Below are 15,838 nucleotides of genomic sequence, written 5' to 3'. Positions count from 1 at the left end.
GCCGCTTCCAGCCCTGCCCGGAGTGGGGCTCATTCCGTCACCGCCGACAGGATCGGGCCGCCGGACGGAAGCTGGACAAGGACCGCTGTGAGAAGGCCCGGCGGCGTCTCGCTCCGGGCGATGTGGACGGGCTTGCCGTCCCAGCCGCCGAGGCGTTCCAGCCGGTGCACAACGCGCACGTGGGGCAAGGTGCGGCCGGAATTCTCGCCGCGCCGCACCGGCACTTCGACCACGTTCGGATCATAGGCCACCAGCCAGATGTCGGCCTCCGCGGCCGGCGCCGCTCCCCGGCCGATGGACACCTCCCGTGGCCCCAGCGTGATGTCCGGCCCGCTGAAGGGCGGGGCGACGGCAATGGCCCGCTCGATGTCCGCCAGATCGAAGCCGACGCGGCTGATGCGGCCGTTCACCACCATCTGCGGCGTGAATGGCCCGCGCTCGCCCAATTGCGGTTCGTAGGCATATTGGCGTTTCGTGAATTCCGGCTTGCCGAAGGTGTCGCGCCAGCCGAGATGATCCCAATAGGTCACGCTGAAGCTGAGCGCGAGCACATCCGGCCGCCGGCTGAGGGCGATGAGGTTGGCGTCCGCCGGCGGGCAGGAGGAGCAGCCCTGGCTGGTGAACAGTTCCACCACGGTGAGGCGCTGGTTTTGCGGAGCGGCGACGGCCGACAGTGCGGCGGTGGTGGTGGCAAGCGCCACCATGAGGGTAACTGCGTGCAACAGGCGTGCGCGGGGCGCGGGGCGTGGCGGTGCGGGCATCGGGCGGTTCTCCGGAGCGAGGCGCCATTCGCCGCGATACGGCCGAACGCGCTCCTTGAGCGCTTCGGCCGACGCCTGTGCCCGGTTACACCCTCACGTCATCGTGCGTGCCTTACCCGCGCGACAGGCCGTTTTTTTCCAGCGCCTTGAGATAGGAGCCGAATTTCTCCTCCTGCTCGGCGCCGTAGGCGTGGAGCAGCGTCCAGGTGTAGAGGCCGGTGGAGTGGCCATCGTCGAAGATGAGCCGCACGGCGTAATTGCCCACCGGCTCCACCTGGGCGATGCGCACATTGCGCTTGCCGGCGACCAGGATCTTCTCATCCGGATTGTGGCCCTGGACCTCGGCGGAGGGGCTTTCCACGCGCAGATATTCGGCCGGCAAGGTGAAGCTCTGGCCATCATCGAAGGTGACGGCGAGGGCGTGGCGCTCGTTCACCACGCGTAGCTCGGTGGGCCATGCCGCGGCGGGGGCAGACGCTGTGGCCATTTCATTCTCCATTTGCACGCTCGGGCGGGGCACACCGCAATGTGTACTGGCCCGGACCCTATCCATGGGTTGCTTGCATACGATATATAGAGCGTGCGCCGAAGTCCGCGCACTGCCGCAGCCTGGGAAACCGATGGGACGGCAGGCGGGCCTTCGAGATCGGCACAAGCCGGCAGGCGAGGCGGCGCAGGGTGGATGTGGGAGTGGTCTCGTGAGTGATGTGCCGAGGGATCTGATCGACAGGCCAAGCGTGGCGGCGGCGGCTCAGACCGGACCGCTGGTGGATACGTTCGGCCGCGCCGTCACCTATCTGCGCGTTTCGGTGACCGATCGCTGCGATTTCCGCTGTGTCTATTGCATGGCCGAGCACATGACCTTCCTGCCCAAGCAGGACTTGCTCAGCCTTGAGGAGCTGGACCGCCTGTGCAGCGCCTTCGTGCTGCGCGGGGTGAGGAAACTACGCCTCACCGGCGGCGAGCCGCTGGTGCGCCGGGATGTGATGACCCTGTTCCGCAGCCTGTCCCGCCACATGGAGAGTGGGCAGCTCGAAGAACTCACGCTGACCACCAACGGCTCCCAGCTGGCCCGCCACGCGGCCGACCTCGCGGCCTGTGGGGTGAAGCGCATCAATGTGTCCATCGACACGCTGGACGTGGCGAAGTTCCGCGCCATCACCCGCTGGGGCGAGTTGTCCAAGGTGCTGGAGGGGGTGAAGGCCGCCAGCAATGCCGGGCTCAAGGTGAAGATCAACGCGGTGGCGCTCAAGGATGTGAACGAGCACGAGATCGCCTCCATGATGGAATGGGCCCATGGCGAGGGGCACGACCTCTCCCTCATCGAGGTGATGCCGCTGGGCGAGGTGGGCGAGGAGCGGGTGGACCAGTATCTGCCGCTCTCCGTCGTGCGCGCGCGGCTGGAAGAGCGCTTCACCCTCACCGACATCGACTATCGCACCGGTGGCCCGGCCCGCTACGTGGAGGTGAAGGAGACCGGCGGGCGGCTGGGTTTCATCACCCCCATGACCCACAATTTCTGCGAGGGCTGCAACCGCGTGCGGGTCACCTGCACCGGCACCCTCTACATGTGCCTCGGTCAGGACGACGCCGCGGACCTCCGCGCGCCGCTGCGGGCCTCGAAGGATGACGCCGTGCTGCAGCAGGCCATTGACGAGGCCATCTTCCGTAAGCCCAAGGGCCACGATTTCGTCATCGATCGCCGCACCCGCCAGCCGGCGGTGAGCCGCCACATGAGCACCACCGGCGGCTGACGCGGCCCCTGTGACCAACACCTCGACCGCGGACGGCACCGGGAGGTTTCCCGCTAACGTCCTGTTCCGGCGCGGGCCTGAATTGCGGCGGAGAGGTGGCCGGGGCATGCGGCGCGCGAAGGGCTCAGGCGCGAGCCATCGGGATTCCGCAAGGCGCGATTTACCTGAAATCAGCTACATCTGGGGCAACTAATCGATGAGGTGCGGACGAGACGTTCGCACCGTGGGAGCGAACCCCAAGAGGTCGATCGTGAGCCTGCCCCGGGCTGCCGTGCGCCTACGCGTCGGCGACAGCTTTACTGCCGCACCGTCCGTCTTCCCCTGCGCCGGCTCTCCAGCGGAGCGCTCGGAATGAGCCGTCTTCCGCAATCAGCGAAGCCGGAGCCTGCCCGTGCCGCGGCGGCCAAGCCCGCCATGTCGGCCACGGTGAAGGGGCTGATCGCCATGGCCCTGTCCATGGCGCTCTTCGTCACCAACGATACGTTCCTCAAGCTCTCCATCCGGGAAATCCCGCTCGGGGAGGCGCTCGGCCTGCGCTCGTTCATGGCCGGCATTGTGCTGTTCGTGCTGATCATGCGCGCCGGCGACCTGCCGGCGCTGCGCTATGCCTTCCACCCGCGGGTGGTGATGCGCTCGACGCTGGATACACTGACCACCTTCGTCTATGTGGCGGCGCTGGCGGTGATGGCCATCGCCTCCTCCACCACCATCTACATGGCGACACCGCTCATCACCACGGCGCTGGCCGTGCCCATGTTGGGCGAGAAGGTGGGCTGGCGCAGCTGGTGCGCCATCGTGGTCGGCTTCTGCGGCGCGGTGATCGTGACCCGGCCGGACCCCTCCACCTTCGAAGCCATCGCCATCCTGCCGCTGCTCGCGGCCCTTTTCGGCGCCATCCGGGACGTGTCGACGCGTGGCATCGGCCGGGAGATTCCGGGCACGGTGGTGGGCTTTTCCGGAACGCTGGTGCTGTGCGCCACCGCAGCCGTCTTCATGGCCTGGGAAAGCTGGAAGCTGCCGTCCGTGACGGTCATGGCCTATATCGTCGCCTCGGGCGTGGCGTTTGCCGGGGGCACCCTGTGCCTCGTCTTCGCCTTCCGCAACGCGCCAGTGGCCTCGGTGTCACCCCTGCGCTACCTGCTGGTGTTCGGGGCGCTGGTGTCGGGCTATTTCGTCTTCGGCGACCTGCCGGATGCGTGGACCACGGTGGGCATGGTGCTGGTGGTGGGCGCCGGCCTCTATGCCGTCCATCGCGAGCACGAGAAAAGCCGCGCCGCGCGCCGTGCCTCCACCCCGGGGCTGGGCGCCGCAGCGCCCGGTTGCCGGCCGGCCGCCGCCTGTGCGCCCGCCCGCGATTGATGAGCCGGCGGATGTTTCCCGCCGATGAGGCTCTGACCGATTGATGCTCGGCCTCGGCCTTCAGTTTTTCTTGGGGCGATAATCGCCAGTGACCGGATCGCGTTCCAGCGGTACCGCCTTCACCTCACCCGCATCGGCCGCGCGGTGGCGGTCGAGGGCCGCATTGATGCGACGCGTCTCGGCGGAAATCACCTTCACCAGGGCGACGGCGCCGAGGGCGCCCAGCGCGACGATGACAAACGGCGGCACGGGTGTCCTCCTTCAGGCCTCCGGGGTGGAGGCCTGAGCCATTCTCACCATACGCCCGTGGCGAAAAATCGTCGCCTATTGCGCCGCGTGCCTCACCGCGTGGGCTGGGAGAACACCTTGTAGCGGCGGGGCAGCAAGCCGACCTGCGTGCCTGGCAACAGTGTCTGGCCGTGGGGCACGGCGGCTTCCACCACCACAGGGCCGCCGGTGCTGGTCAGTTCCACATCGGCGCGGCGGGTGGGGCCGAAGGTGCGCACCGCCAGAACCTTGCCAGCGAAGGGCGTGGTGCCGGGATCGGCGAGGTCCACGTCATGGGGGCGGGCGAGGATGCGCGCCGGCCCGTCGGCCACCCCCTGGGGGTCGAGGCCCAGCGCATGGGTGCCGAAATAGAGCGCGCCGCCGCGCACTTCGCCGGGCAAGGCGATGGTCTCACCGATAAAATCGTGCACGAAGGCGGTGGCGGGGTTGTCGTAGACCTCGGCCGGAGAGCCGACCTGCTCGATCTTGCCATGGCCCATCACCACCACCCGGTCGGCGAGTTCCAGCGCTTCTTCCTGGTCGTGGGTGACGAGGACGGAGGTGACCGGCAGCTCCTCGTGCAGGTGGCGGAGCCAGCGCCGCAATTCCTTGCGCACCTTGGCGTCGAGGGCGCCGAACGGCTCGTCAAGCAACAGCACTTTCGGCGAAATGGCCAGCGCCCGGGCGAGCGCCACGCGCTGGCGCTGGCCGCCGGACAGCTGGGCGGGATAGCGCTCGGCCAGCCAATCGATCTGGACCAGGGAGAGCAACTCGTTGACCTTCTCGCGGATGGCGGCTTCCGGCAGCTTGTCGGCGCCGCGCCGCACCCGCAGCCCGAAGGCCACGTTCTCGAACACGTTCATGTGCCGGAACAGGGCGTAGTGCTGGAACACGAAGCCCACGTTGCGCTCGCGCACGGAGCGCGCCAGGGCGTCCTCGCCGTCGAAGCGCACTTCGCCCGTATCCGGCCATTCCAGGCCGGCGATAATGCGCAAAAGCGTGGTCTTGCCCGATCCCGAGGGGCCGAGCAAAGCCACGAGCTCACCCGAATGGATGGTGAGGTTCACATGGTCGAGGGCGGTGAAGGTCTTGAAGCGCTTGGTGACGCCGACCACGTCGATGGTCATCTGTCTTCCTCGGCGAGGCGGTGTTCCAGGATGGTCTTGGCGATGAGCGTCACCAGCGCCAGCAGCGCCAGCAGTGACGCGACCGCGAAGGAGGCGACGAACTGATATTCATTATAGAGGATCTCAATGTGCAGCGGCATGGTGTTGGTGAGGCCGCGCACATGGCCCGACACCACCGACACCGCTCCGAACTCGCCCATAGCGCGGGCGTTGCATAGGAGCACGCCATAGAGAAGCGCCCATTTCACATTGGGCAGGGTGACGCGGAAGAAGGTGGAGAGACCCGAGGCGCCGAGCGAGATTGCCGCCTCCTCTTCCGCGGTGCCCTGCTCCTGCATCAGCGGGATCAACTCGCGCGCCACGAAAGGGAAGGTGACGAAGATGGTGGCGAGCACGATGCCTGGCAGGGCGAAGATGATCTTGATGTCCCACGCCTGCAGATAGGCGGCGAACAGGCCCTGGGAGCCGAACAGCAGCACGTAGATGAGGCCCGCCACCACGGGTGAGACCGAGAAGGGCAGGTCGATGAGGGTGATGAGCAGGCTCTTGCCCGGAAACTCGAACTTGGCGATGGCCCAGGATGCGACCAGCCCGAACAGCAGGTTCGCCGTCACCGAGATTGCCGCGACGATGAGGGTGAGGCGGATGGCGGCGAGGGCGTCGGGTTCGATGATGGCCGCCACATAGGCGGCCCAGCCACGCCGGAACGCTTCGTAGAAGACACTCACCAGAGGCAGGGCGATGAACAGTCCGAGAAAGCCCAGCGCCACCAGGATGAGGGCGATGCGCACGGCGCGCGGCTCGGTGCGCACCGGCCGCCCGCCGTGATGGGTATAGGTGTGGGATTGCGCCAGCGCCGAGGGCAGCCCCTCGCTGGCGCCGTGGACTGCGCTCTGCGCGGGATGGTCGAGCGTGCTCATGCGTTGCGGCTCCCGCGCAGTTCCGCCCAGCGCTGCAGGCGGTTGATGATGAGGAGCAGCAGGAAGGAGGCCACCAGCATCACCGTGGCGATCGCGGTGGCGTCGGCGTAGCGGAACTCCTCCAGACGGATCACGATCAACAGCGGTGCGATCTCCGATACCCCCGGCAGGTTGCCGGCGATGAAGATGACGGAGCCGTATTCCCCGACCGCCCGCGCGAAGGCGAGGGCGAAGCCCGTGAGCAGCGCCGGCCAGACGGAGGGCAGCACCACCTTGACGAGGGTCTGGGGGCGGCTGGCGCCGAGGCTGGCGGCGGCCTCCTCCAACTCCTGGTCAAGGTCCGCGAGCACGGGCTGCACGGTGCGCACCACGAACGGCAGGCCGATGAAGACGAGGGCCACCACGATGCCCAGCGGCGTGAACGACACCTGGATGCCGAGCGGCGCCAGCAAGGAGCCGACCCATCCGTTCTCGGCATAAAGCGCGGTCAGCGCGATGCCCGCCACGGCGGTGGGCAAGGCGAAGGGGATGTCGATGAGGGCGTCCACTACCTTCTTGAAGGGGAATTCGTAGCGCACCAGCACCCACACCACGATGGCGCCGAACACCACGTTCACCAGCGCCGCCACCAGCGCCAGCCCGAATGACACCTGCAAGGCGTGCAGGGTGCGCGTGGCGGTGACGATGGCGATGAAGCGATCGAAGGTGAGTTCGCTGGTCTTGATGAACAGGGCGGACAGCGGCAGCAGAACGATGAGGCCAAGCCAAGTCAGCGTCAGCCCCATGGTAAGGCCGAAGCCGGGGATGACGCTCTTCTGCCGGAAGGCGATGCGGGACGGGGAGGCGCTCATGACAAATTATAGGCTCTGGCGAAGATCGCGTCTCGGGTCCCGGGGCAACGGCCGTCGCCCGTAAAGGCGACGGCCGCGGTGATGAAAGCTCAGTTGCCGGTGATCTGGTCGAACACGCCGCCATCGGCGAAGTGGGTCTTCTGTGCCTTCTGCCAGCCGCCGAACACCTGATCGATGGTGAACAGCTCAACGGGGGCGAACTTGTCCTTGAACTTGGCCGCCACGGCCTCGTTGCGCGGACGGTAATAGTTCTTGGCGGCGATCTCCTGGCCCTGGGGCGTGTAGAGGAACTTCAGGTAGGCCTCGGAGATGGCGCGGGTGCCCTTCTTGTCCACCACCTTGTCCACCACCGCCACCGGCGGCTCGGCCAGGATGGAGAGCGAGGGTGTGATGATGTCGAACTTGTCAGGACCCAGCTCGTTGACCGAGAGATAGGCCTCGTTCTCCCAGGCGATCAGCACGTCGCCGATGCCGCGCTCCACGAAGGTGACGGTGGAGCCGCGGGCGCCGGTGTCGAGCACCGGGGCGTTCTTGAAGAGGGCCTTCACGAACTCCTTGGCCTTGGCCTCGTCGCCGCCGCTCTTCTTGAGTGCATAGCCCCAGGCGGCGAGATAGTTCCAGCGGGCGCCGCCGGAGGTCTTCGGGTTGGGCGTGACGATCTTGATGCCGGGCTTCACCAGGTCGTCCCAGTCCTTGATGTTCTTGGGATTGCCCTTGCGCACCAGGAACACGATGGTGGAGGTGTAGGGTGCCGCATTGTCGGGCAGGCGCTTCTGCCAGTCGGGGGCGAGCAGGCCCCGCTCGGCGATGGCGTCGATGTCGTAGGCCAGAGCCAGCGTCACCACGTCCGCCTCAAGCCCGTCGATGACCGAGCGCGCCTGCTTGCCCGAGCCGCCGTGGGACTGGTTGATTTTCAGCGTGTCGCCCGGATGGGTCTTGGCCCAATCGGCGGCAAAGGCCTTGTTGACTTCCACATACAGCTCGCGGGTCGGGTCGTAGGACACGTTCAGCAGCGTCGTGTCGGCGGCGGCGGCGGCGCTGGCCGACAGGGCCAGAGCCGTGATGGCCCCCAGCGAACTGCGCAGGAAAGAGCGACGAGACGACATGGGGAGCCTCCAGCGAAGTTCATCCGTCAAATGGATCGTTTGTTCGATAAAACAAACGATGGCATCGGCCTCGCGAAGGGTCAATACATTTTATCACAAAATCGATGGAATTAAATTATTTCCCATCGCTAATATGGATACCGCATTCGGTCTTGGACTTTCCGCGCCAGCGGCCGGCGCGCGGGTCCTCTCCCGGCTTCACCCGCGAGGTGCAGGGCATGCAGCCGATGGAGGGAAAGCCGAACTGTTCCATGGGATGCCGCGGCAGGGCGTGAGCATCCATGTAGGCGAGCAGGTCCTCGCGACCGAGTGCGGCCAGCGGGTTGAACTTCACCCGGGTCCCGTCTTCCTCCACGAAGGGAATGTCGGCGCGGGTCGACGCCTGGTAGCGCTTGCGGCCGTTGATCCAGGCCGCATAGGGACCGAGCGCGCGGGCCAGCGGCTCCACCTTGCGCAGGCCGCAGCAGGCATCCGGGTCATCCGACCACAGGCCGTTCTCGGGATCGCGCGCGGCGAGCGCCACCGGATCGGGGTGGAAGGTGAGGACCTGCGTCAGCCCGAGGCGCGCGATGAGGGTGTCGCGATAGGCCAGGGTCTCCTCGAACAAGTGGCCGGTGTCGAGGAAGAGCACCGGCGTCGCCCTGTCCACCTCGGCGATCATATGCAGCAGCACCGCCGATTCCGTGCCGAAGGAGGAGACGGCGGCGATGCGACCGGGAAAGGCGGCAAGCCCCGCGGCGATGACTTCCAGCGGCGCGGCCGACCTGAGCTTCGCATCGAGCGTCGCCACGTCGAAGCCGGACCCTGCGCCCAAGGGGGCGCCGGGCGAAGGCTGGTCGAATGGTGTGGAGGGGAGGCTGGCGCTGGGGCTGGCTATCATGGACCTATCCCCCTGTGGCCGCCGGCGCGGTGCGGGCGTCGCGCACGGTGGGGCGGTGGTCGCCCGTGGGCTGGTAGAAGACGGAATAGGTGGCAACCGCCTTGCCGAAGGCCTCCACGTCCGCCGCCTTTTCCAGGGAAAAGGCGTCGAAACCGGCGCGCACCATCATCAGCACCTGGTCACGCAGCACGTTGCCCACGGCGCGCAGCTCACCCTTGTAGCCGTAGCGCTCGCGCAGAAGCCGGGCCTGGCTGTAGGCACGCCCATCGCGGAGCTTCGGGAAGGCAAGGGTGATCAGCGACAGCCGCGACAGGAAGGGCTGAAGCTCGGCCACATCCTTGTCGTTGGGCCAGGCAACGCCAATCTCGCCGTTGCGGATGATGAGCGCCGGGCCGTCCGCAAGAAGGCGCGCGGCGGATACGATCACCGGCCCGTCGGGCAGCGGCTCGCCGTCGGCGACGGCAACGAACAGGTCGGCGGCAAGCGCCCCGTTCTTAACGAGGGGCATAGGCGCGCTCCTTGAAAGGCTCGATTCCCAAACGCTCCACCGCCGCCACGAAGGTCTCGGCGGGAGAGGTGCGCAGGTTGAGATAGGTATCGACGAGGCTTTCCACCACGTCCACGATCTCGCTTTCCGCAACGGCGGGGCCGATCAGCTCGCCGATGCGGGCCTTGGAATTGCCCTTGCCGCCCAGGGTGATCTGGAAGAACTCCTCGTCCTTCTTCTCCACGCCCAGAATGCCGATATGACCCACATGGTGGTGGCCGCATGCATTGATGCAGCCTGAAATGTTCACGTGCAGCCGGCCGATGTCGGCGATGCGCGCCTCGTCGGCGAAGCGCTCGGTGAGCTTCTGCGCGATCGGGATCGAGCGGGTGTTGGCCAGCGAGCAATAGTCGAGGCCGGGGCAGGAGATGATGTCGGTGAGGAGGCCCACATTGGGGGTGGCGACGCCGATCGCTTTCAGCTTCGCCCACAGCGCCGGCAGATCCTTCTGCCGCACATAGGGGAAGGTGAGGTTCTGCTCGTGGGCGACGCGGATCTCGCCATAGGCATACTGGTCGGCGAGGTCGGCGATGGCGTCCATCTGGTCCGCCGTGGCGTCGCCGGGCGGGGCGCCCACGGGCTTCAGCGAGAGCGTGACAATGGCATGGCCCTTCGCCTTGTGGGGCGCCACCGAATTGGCATGCCAGCGGGCGAAGGCGTCGTCGGTGGCGAGGGCGCTGGCCAGCTCCGCGGGCTGGTCGTCCAGCGCCTCGAGGTCCGGGATCTGGAAGCGGTCGCGGATGGCGTCGAGGGCGGCTTCGTCCAGCTTCAGGGCGCCGTCGCGGATCTCGGCCCACTCGGCCTCCACCTTCTTCGCGAAGGCCTCGGCGCCCATCTCGTGCACCTGGATCTTGATGCGCGCCTTGTAGATGTTGTCGCGCCGGCCGCCGAGGTTGTAGGTGCGTAGCACCGCCTCGAGATAAGAGAGCAGGTGCTCCTTCGGCAGGAAGTCCTTGATGGTCTTGCCGATGAAGGGCGAGCGGCCGAGCCCGCCGCCCACCATCACCTCGAAGCCGGTCTCGCCGTCGCGCTTGTGGAGGCGCAGGCCGATGTCGTGCACGCGGATGGCGGCGCGATCGTGCTTGGCCGCGGTGATGGCGATCTTGAACTTGCGCGGCAGGTAGGTGAATTCCGGGTGCAGGGTGGACCACTGGCGGATCACCTCCGCATAGAGGCGCGGGTCCTCCACCTCGTCCGCCGCCGCGCCGGCCCACGGATCGGTGGTGGTGTTGCGGATGCAGTTGCCGGAGGTCTGGAGACCGTGGATGCCCACCTTGGCGAGGTCCGCCATGGCGTCCGGCAGCTCGTTCAGCTTGATCCAGTTGAACTGGATGTTCTGCCGAGTGGTGAAGTGGCCGTAGCCCCGGTCATATTTGCGGGCCACCGCGCCCAGCGCGCGCAGCTGCTGCGACGACAGGGTGCCGTAGGGAATGCACACCCGCAGCATGTAGGCATGGAGCTGCAGGTACACGCCGTTCATGAGGCGGAGCGGCTTGAACTCCTCCTCGTTCAGCTCCCCCGACAGGCGGCGCGCCACCTGATCGCGGAACTCGGCGACGCGTTCCTGAAGGAACGTGCGATCGAACTCGTCATAGACGTACATGAGGCCTACTCGCTTGGGCGTCGGGGTCCCTTGAGGGATCTCAGGCGGCGCCGGGCAGGGAAATGGTGGGGCCGGTGACGCGGATGCGCTCGCGCAAATTGGCCGGCTGCGGCGTGCCGTCGGCCGCCAGAATGGCCGGAGCCGGATAGGCGCCGACCGCGGTGATCTCGTCCGCATGGGCGATGTCGAGCAGCCGCAGCACCTCGTCGCTGGTGGTGCCCACCGCGGCCTGGGCGATGGTCTCGCTCCAGCCGCCGGTGGCGGTGAGCCACACGGAAATGCCGTCCGCGAGACGGTTGGCGGTGACCACCGTAGGTCCGCTGATCTTGAGCTTGCGCTGCAAGGGGGAGGTCATGAAAAAGCCGCTCCGCGCGCCCGATTTCCCATCTCACAGCGGGAGAGCGCTAAATAATCCAGTTGACGTGTGTCTTAAGCTAAATTACCGATCAAAAATGCGCAATATGAAAATAACCGCCTCTCGTCAATGTAAAATCTACCAGTTTGGTAGAATTTAAAGTTGCCCGCCGTCTGTGGCGCCCGTCGCGGGCGTGGTCAAGGCGGAAGGGGAGGGCGGTTCGGTTTGGAATTGGCTCCGGCCCGGCGTGTCCTGCGGTCTGCGGACAGGCGAAGACCGGGGCAGACCGGCACCTTCAGCGGTGCCACGAAGGAATGACGTCATGACGCGTCTCGATGCGCTGGAAGCGCAGAGCATCTTCATCTTCCGCGAGGCCTTCGCCCAGCTGCGCAAGATTGCCATGCTGTGGTCGCTCGGCAAGGATTCCAACGTGATGATCCACCTGGCGCGCAAGGCCTTCTTCGGCCGCCTGCCATTCCCGGCCATGCACGTGGATACCCACCGCAAGTTCCCCGAGATGTATGCCTTCCGCGATCACTACGCGAAGGAATGGGACCTCGACCTCATCGTCGAGGATTGCCCGCCCATCGAGAGCACCGACCCCACGCTGCCCCCCGCCGCCCGTTCCGCCGCCCGCAAGACCGAAGGCCTGCGCCTGGCGCTGGCCAAGCACGGCTTCGACGGTGTCATCGCCGGCATTCGCCGCGACGAGGAGCCGACCCGAGCCAAGGAGCGCTTCTTCTCGCCGCGCGGCACCGACGGCGCCTGGAACGTGCGCGAGCAGCCCCCCGAATTCTGGGACCAGTACAACACCGCTTTGACCCCCGGCGCCCATGTGCGCATCCATCCCATCCTGCATTGGACGGAGATGGACATCTGGGCCTACACCCAGCGCGAGAACATCCCGGTGATCCCGCTGTACTTCTCCAAGGACGGCAAGCGCTACCGCTCGCTGGGCGACCAGGACATCACCAACCCGGTGGAGTCGGACGCATCCACCCTGGACGAGATTCTGGCCGAACTGGCCGTCACCAAGACCTCCGAGCGCTCGGGCCGCGCCATGGACCACGAATCCGAGGACGCCTTCGAGCGCCTGCGCACCGCCGGCTACCTGTGAAACCAACGACCGGCGAGCCGTGCTCGCCGGTCCTTGGTCAAGCCCGCGCGGCACTTGAGCGAAACCCTCGCGGTGCCGGTCGTAGACCGGGACCGATGGACCAGGATCCGCCGACCGTCCAGCGCGCCGCCTCCCGAGATTTTGAAGAGATCATTGCCATGTCCGCGTCAACGTCCGTTTCCGCATCAACGTCCACCCTGCCGCTCGCCACCTCTTCCGCCGCGGCTGCGGCCAAAGAGCGTGAGCTTCTGCGCATCGTCATCGTCGGCCACGTGGACCACGGGAAGTCCACCCTGGTCGGCCGTCTCCTGCACGAGACCGGCTCGTTGCCCGACGGCAAGCTGGAGATGCTGAAGGAGGTCTCCGCCCGCCGCGGCATGCCGTTCGAGTGGTCGTTCCTGCTCGACGCGCTGCAGACCGAGCGCGACCAGGGCATCACGGTGGACACCAGCCAGATCCGCTTCAAGACCGCCAAGCGCGACTATGTGCTCATCGACGCGCCCGGCCATGTGGAATTCCTGCGCAACATGGTCACCGGCGCCGCCCAGGCCGACGCGGCCCTGCTGCTGGTGGATGCGGGCGAGGGCGTGCGCGAGCAGACCCGCCGCCACGCCTTCCTGCTGCACCTGCTCGGCCTGCGGCAGGTGACGGTGGTGGTGAACAAGATGGATCGCGTGGCCTTCGACCAGGAGGCGTTCGCGGCCATCGAGGAGGATGTGAGCGCCTATCTCGGCGGCTTCGGCCTGCGCCCCACCTTCGTCATCCCGGTTTCGGCCCGCGACGGTGACTTCATCTCCGAGCGCACAGCGCGCCTGCCCTGGTATTCCGGCCCCACGGTGGTGGAGGCGCTGGACGCCTTCACCGCGCCGCCGAGCCTGTCCGACCAGCCGCTGCGCTTCCCGATCCAGGCGGTCTACAAGTTCGACGAGCGGCGCATCCTTGCCGGCCGTATCGAAAGCGGCCGCCTCTCCGTGGGCGACGAGCTTGCCTTCGAGCCGTCGGGTGCCACCGCGCGGGTGAAATCCATCGAGGCGTGGCCCGGCTCGGCGCCGACGACCGTTGAGGCCGGCCAGTCCGCCGGCATCACACTCGACAAGGATATTTTCGTCACCCGCGGCGACATCGCCGCTCATGGCGACCAGCGCCCCCGTGCCGCCAAAAGTCTGAAGGTGCGCCTGTTCTGGCTCGACGATGCGCCGCTGAAGGCGGGTGACCCGGTGGTGGTGCGCCTGTCCACCGCCGCCGCGCCGGGCGTGGTCTCGGCGGTGACCAGCGCCGTGGATCCCGCCAATCTCGTCACCGAGGGGCAGGCGAGCCTTGGCCGCAACTATGTGGGCGAGGTGGAAATCACCTTGCGCCAGGCCCTGCCGGCCGATCCCTACCACCTCAACGCCTTCACCGGCCGCGTGGTGGTGGAGCGGGACCGGCGCATCTGCGGCGGCGGCATCATCCTGCACGCGGCCCGCGAGGCGCGGCTGGAAGCGCCGAAGCGTGGCCCCGTGGTGGCGGTGGATTCGGCCGTCACCCCGGCGGAAAGGGTCACGCGCTTCCATCACCAGGGCGCGGTGCTGTGGCTCACCGGGCTGCCGGCCTCCGGCAAGTCCACGGTGGCGCGGGCCCTGGAGCGGCGCCTGTTCGACCTCGGCGGCTCGCCGGTCTACCTGGACGGCGACACCCTGCGCACCGGGCTCAATGCCGACCTCGGCTTCTCGCCGCAGGAGCGCTCGGAGAACATCCGCCGCGTCGCCCACATGGCCGGCTTCCTTGCCCGCAACGGCCATATCGCCATCGTCGCTTTGGTGTCGCCCACGCGCGCCGACCGGGAGCAGGCGCGGGAGGTGGGGGCGCGCTTCTTCCATGAGGTGTTCATCCGCGCCCCGCTGGAAGTGTGCGAGGGGCGCGACCCCAAGGGTCACTACGCCAAGGCCCGCAAGGGCGAGATCGCCAGCTTCACCGGCATTTCCGCGCCCTATGAGGAGCCGGAGGCGCCTGAACTGGTGCTCGACACCACCGGAGACATCGCTGCCACGCTGGCGGCGCTGGAGGCCTATCTGGAAGAGGCCGGCGTGCTGTTCCCGCCGGATACCGATTCGCCGATCTGAGATCGGCGAGTTCGGCACTCAGCACCGGCACCGGGCCTGAAAACTCTCGGCCCGGCCGCCTTGTGGCGATGCTCCGGCTTTGGCAGCTTGGCGGTCCCAATCCGCAAGGCCGCCGCCGCATTCCGCGTGCGGTTCGAGCCGACAAAGCCCGAGGAACGCCCCTGATGAGCGCCCCCACCAGCGCCGCCGCCGACGAACACCCCATTCGCCTCGACATCGCCGAGGGCATCGCCCGCATCCGCTTCAACCGTCCCCAGGTGCTGAACGCCATCAACGAGGCGGCGGTGCTGGCCTTCAAGTCGGCCGTGGACCAGGTGGCGAAGGACGAGAGCGTCCGCGTTGTCGTGCTGTCGGGGGAAGGGCGAGCCTTCATGGCCGGCGGCGACGTGGGCCGCTTCCACGCGGCGGGCCGCGATGCGCCGAAGGTGGTCAACGCCATCATCGACCCGTTCCACCATGCCATCGTCTCGCTCGCCGCCATGCCGGCGCCGGTGATCGCGTGCCTCCACGGCGCGGTGGCGGGGGCGGGGGTCTCGGTGGCGCTGGCTGCGGACCTCGCCATCGCCGCCGACGACATCAAGATGACCCTGGCCTACACCCGCATCGGCACTTCGCCGGACGGGTCGTCCACCTTCTCGCTGCCGCGGGTGGTGGGGCTGCGCAAGGCCATGGAGATCGCGCTGCTCTCCGACACGGTGGACGCGGCCGAGGCGCTGCGGCTGGGGCTGGTGAACAAGGTGGTGCCGGCGGCCGATCTTGCGGCCGAGACGGATGCGCTGGCCAAGCGCCTCGCCGCCGGGCCGACGCTGGCCTATGGCCGCATCAAGCATCTGCTGCGCGCCTCCTTCAACCACAGCCTGTCGGACCAGTTGAACGCCGAGCGCGATGCCTTCATCGCCAGCGCCGGCACTCATGATTTCGCCGAAGGCGCCGCCGCCTTCGTGGAAAAGCGCGCGCCCCGCTTCGAGGGGCGGTAGCTCGATAGCAAGCCCCCTGCCCGCCGACGTGCGTCAGCGGGTGGGGGGTGCTATTAAATAACGTTGAAAAAATGTTTATTGACCATATTCACTTTCAATATAAAATGACCGG

At 67.3% G+C, this 15,838-nt stretch carries 16 protein-coding genes; 5 read left to right on the top strand and 11 right to left on the bottom strand.

The window, feature by feature from the left end; genetic code table 11:
• Positions 1 to 29 precede the first annotated feature (29 nt).
• Positions 30 to 761, bottom strand: coding sequence for a DUF1223 domain-containing protein (locus FBQ73_RS10015; protein WP_138399336.1), 732 nt, complete (start codon positions 759 to 761; stop codon positions 30 to 32).
• Between the two features lie 112 nt (positions 762 to 873).
• Positions 874 to 1,248 (bottom strand): gamma-butyrobetaine hydroxylase-like domain-containing protein, encoded by a 375-nt coding sequence (locus FBQ73_RS10010; protein WP_138399335.1) that lies wholly within the window; start codon positions 1,246 to 1,248, stop codon positions 874 to 876.
• A 220-nt stretch (positions 1,249 to 1,468) separates the two neighbouring features.
• Between FBQ73_RS10010 and moaA the strand changes: the two genes are divergently transcribed.
• Positions 1,469 to 2,515 carry a GTP 3',8-cyclase MoaA gene (moaA, locus tag FBQ73_RS10005; protein ID WP_138399677.1) on the top strand — a complete coding sequence of 349 codons (1,047 nt, stop codon included), beginning with the start codon at positions 1,469 to 1,471 and terminating at the stop codon, positions 2,513 to 2,515.
• Between the two features lie 351 nt (positions 2,516 to 2,866).
• On the top strand, positions 2,867 to 3,874 hold the full coding sequence (locus FBQ73_RS10000) for a DMT family transporter (RefSeq protein ID WP_138399334.1): 1,008 nt from the start codon (positions 2,867 to 2,869) through the stop codon (positions 3,872 to 3,874).
• Between the two features lie 60 nt (positions 3,875 to 3,934).
• Here FBQ73_RS10000 and FBQ73_RS09995 read toward each other — a convergent pair whose 3' ends face one another.
• From FBQ73_RS09995 to FBQ73_RS09955, 9 genes are all read right to left on the bottom strand, one after another.
• Positions 3,935 to 4,123, bottom strand: a complete 189-nt coding sequence (locus FBQ73_RS09995) for a hypothetical protein (RefSeq protein WP_138399333.1) — start codon at positions 4,121 to 4,123, stop codon at positions 3,935 to 3,937.
• Positions 4,124 to 4,215: 92 nt separating this feature from the next.
• Positions 4,216 to 5,268 (bottom strand): sulfate/molybdate ABC transporter ATP-binding protein, encoded by a 1,053-nt coding sequence (locus FBQ73_RS09990; RefSeq protein WP_138399332.1) that lies wholly within the window; start codon positions 5,266 to 5,268, stop codon positions 4,216 to 4,218.
• On the bottom strand, positions 5,265 to 6,188 hold the full coding sequence (gene cysW / locus FBQ73_RS09985) for a sulfate ABC transporter permease subunit CysW (protein WP_138399331.1): 924 nt from the start codon (positions 6,186 to 6,188) through the stop codon (positions 5,265 to 5,267). The genes FBQ73_RS09990 and cysW overlap by 4 nt, the downstream gene beginning before the upstream one ends.
• Positions 6,185 to 7,039: a sulfate ABC transporter permease subunit CysT gene (gene cysT / locus FBQ73_RS09980; protein ID WP_138399330.1), complete on the bottom strand. Its 855-nt coding sequence runs from the start codon at positions 7,037 to 7,039 to the stop codon at positions 6,185 to 6,187. Before cysT ends, cysW begins: the two co-directional genes overlap by 4 nt.
• An 89-nt stretch (positions 7,040 to 7,128) precedes the next feature.
• Complete coding sequence (locus FBQ73_RS09975; protein WP_138399329.1) at positions 7,129 to 8,145, bottom strand: sulfate ABC transporter substrate-binding protein; 1,017 nt, start codon at positions 8,143 to 8,145, stop codon at positions 7,129 to 7,131.
• A 115-nt stretch (positions 8,146 to 8,260) separates the two neighbouring features.
• A complete protein-coding gene (locus FBQ73_RS09970) occupies positions 8,261 to 9,025 on the bottom strand; it encodes a phosphoadenylyl-sulfate reductase (RefSeq protein WP_138399328.1) in 765 nt (254 codons plus the stop codon).
• Positions 9,026 to 9,029: 4 nt separating this feature from the next.
• A complete protein-coding gene (locus FBQ73_RS09965; protein WP_138399327.1) occupies positions 9,030 to 9,533 on the bottom strand; it encodes a DUF934 domain-containing protein in 504 nt (167 codons plus the stop codon).
• Entirely contained in the window at positions 9,520 to 11,175 is a 1,656-nt protein-coding gene (locus FBQ73_RS09960; RefSeq protein WP_138399326.1) for a nitrite/sulfite reductase, read from the bottom strand. The genes FBQ73_RS09965 and FBQ73_RS09960 overlap by 14 nt, the downstream gene beginning before the upstream one ends.
• 40 nt (positions 11,176 to 11,215) lie before the next feature.
• Positions 11,216 to 11,530: a DUF2849 domain-containing protein gene (locus FBQ73_RS09955; RefSeq protein WP_138399325.1), complete on the bottom strand. Its 315-nt coding sequence runs from the start codon at positions 11,528 to 11,530 to the stop codon at positions 11,216 to 11,218.
• A gap of 322 nt (positions 11,531 to 11,852) precedes the next feature.
• On the opposite strand from FBQ73_RS09955, the gene cysD reads away from it, so the two are divergent.
• From cysD to FBQ73_RS09940, 3 genes are all read left to right on the top strand, one after another.
• Positions 11,853 to 12,647, top strand: coding sequence for a sulfate adenylyltransferase subunit CysD (cysD, locus tag FBQ73_RS09950; RefSeq protein WP_138399324.1), 795 nt, complete (start codon positions 11,853 to 11,855; stop codon positions 12,645 to 12,647).
• Positions 12,648 to 12,805: 158 nt separating this feature from the next.
• Entirely contained in the window at positions 12,806 to 14,749 is a 1,944-nt protein-coding gene (cysC, locus tag FBQ73_RS09945; protein ID WP_246089643.1) for an adenylyl-sulfate kinase, read from the top strand.
• A gap of 164 nt (positions 14,750 to 14,913) precedes the next feature.
• Positions 14,914 to 15,726: an enoyl-CoA hydratase/isomerase family protein gene (locus tag FBQ73_RS09940; protein WP_210236740.1), complete on the top strand. Its 813-nt coding sequence runs from the start codon at positions 14,914 to 14,916 to the stop codon at positions 15,724 to 15,726.
• Positions 15,727 to 15,838 lie beyond the last annotated feature (112 nt).

The sequence above is a fragment of the Xanthobacter autotrophicus genome (assembly GCF_005871085.1).
GTDB classification, from domain to species: Bacteria; Pseudomonadota; Alphaproteobacteria; order Rhizobiales; family Xanthobacteraceae; genus Xanthobacter; species Xanthobacter autotrophicus.
This window is presented reverse-complemented; position numbering and strand designations above follow the sequence as displayed.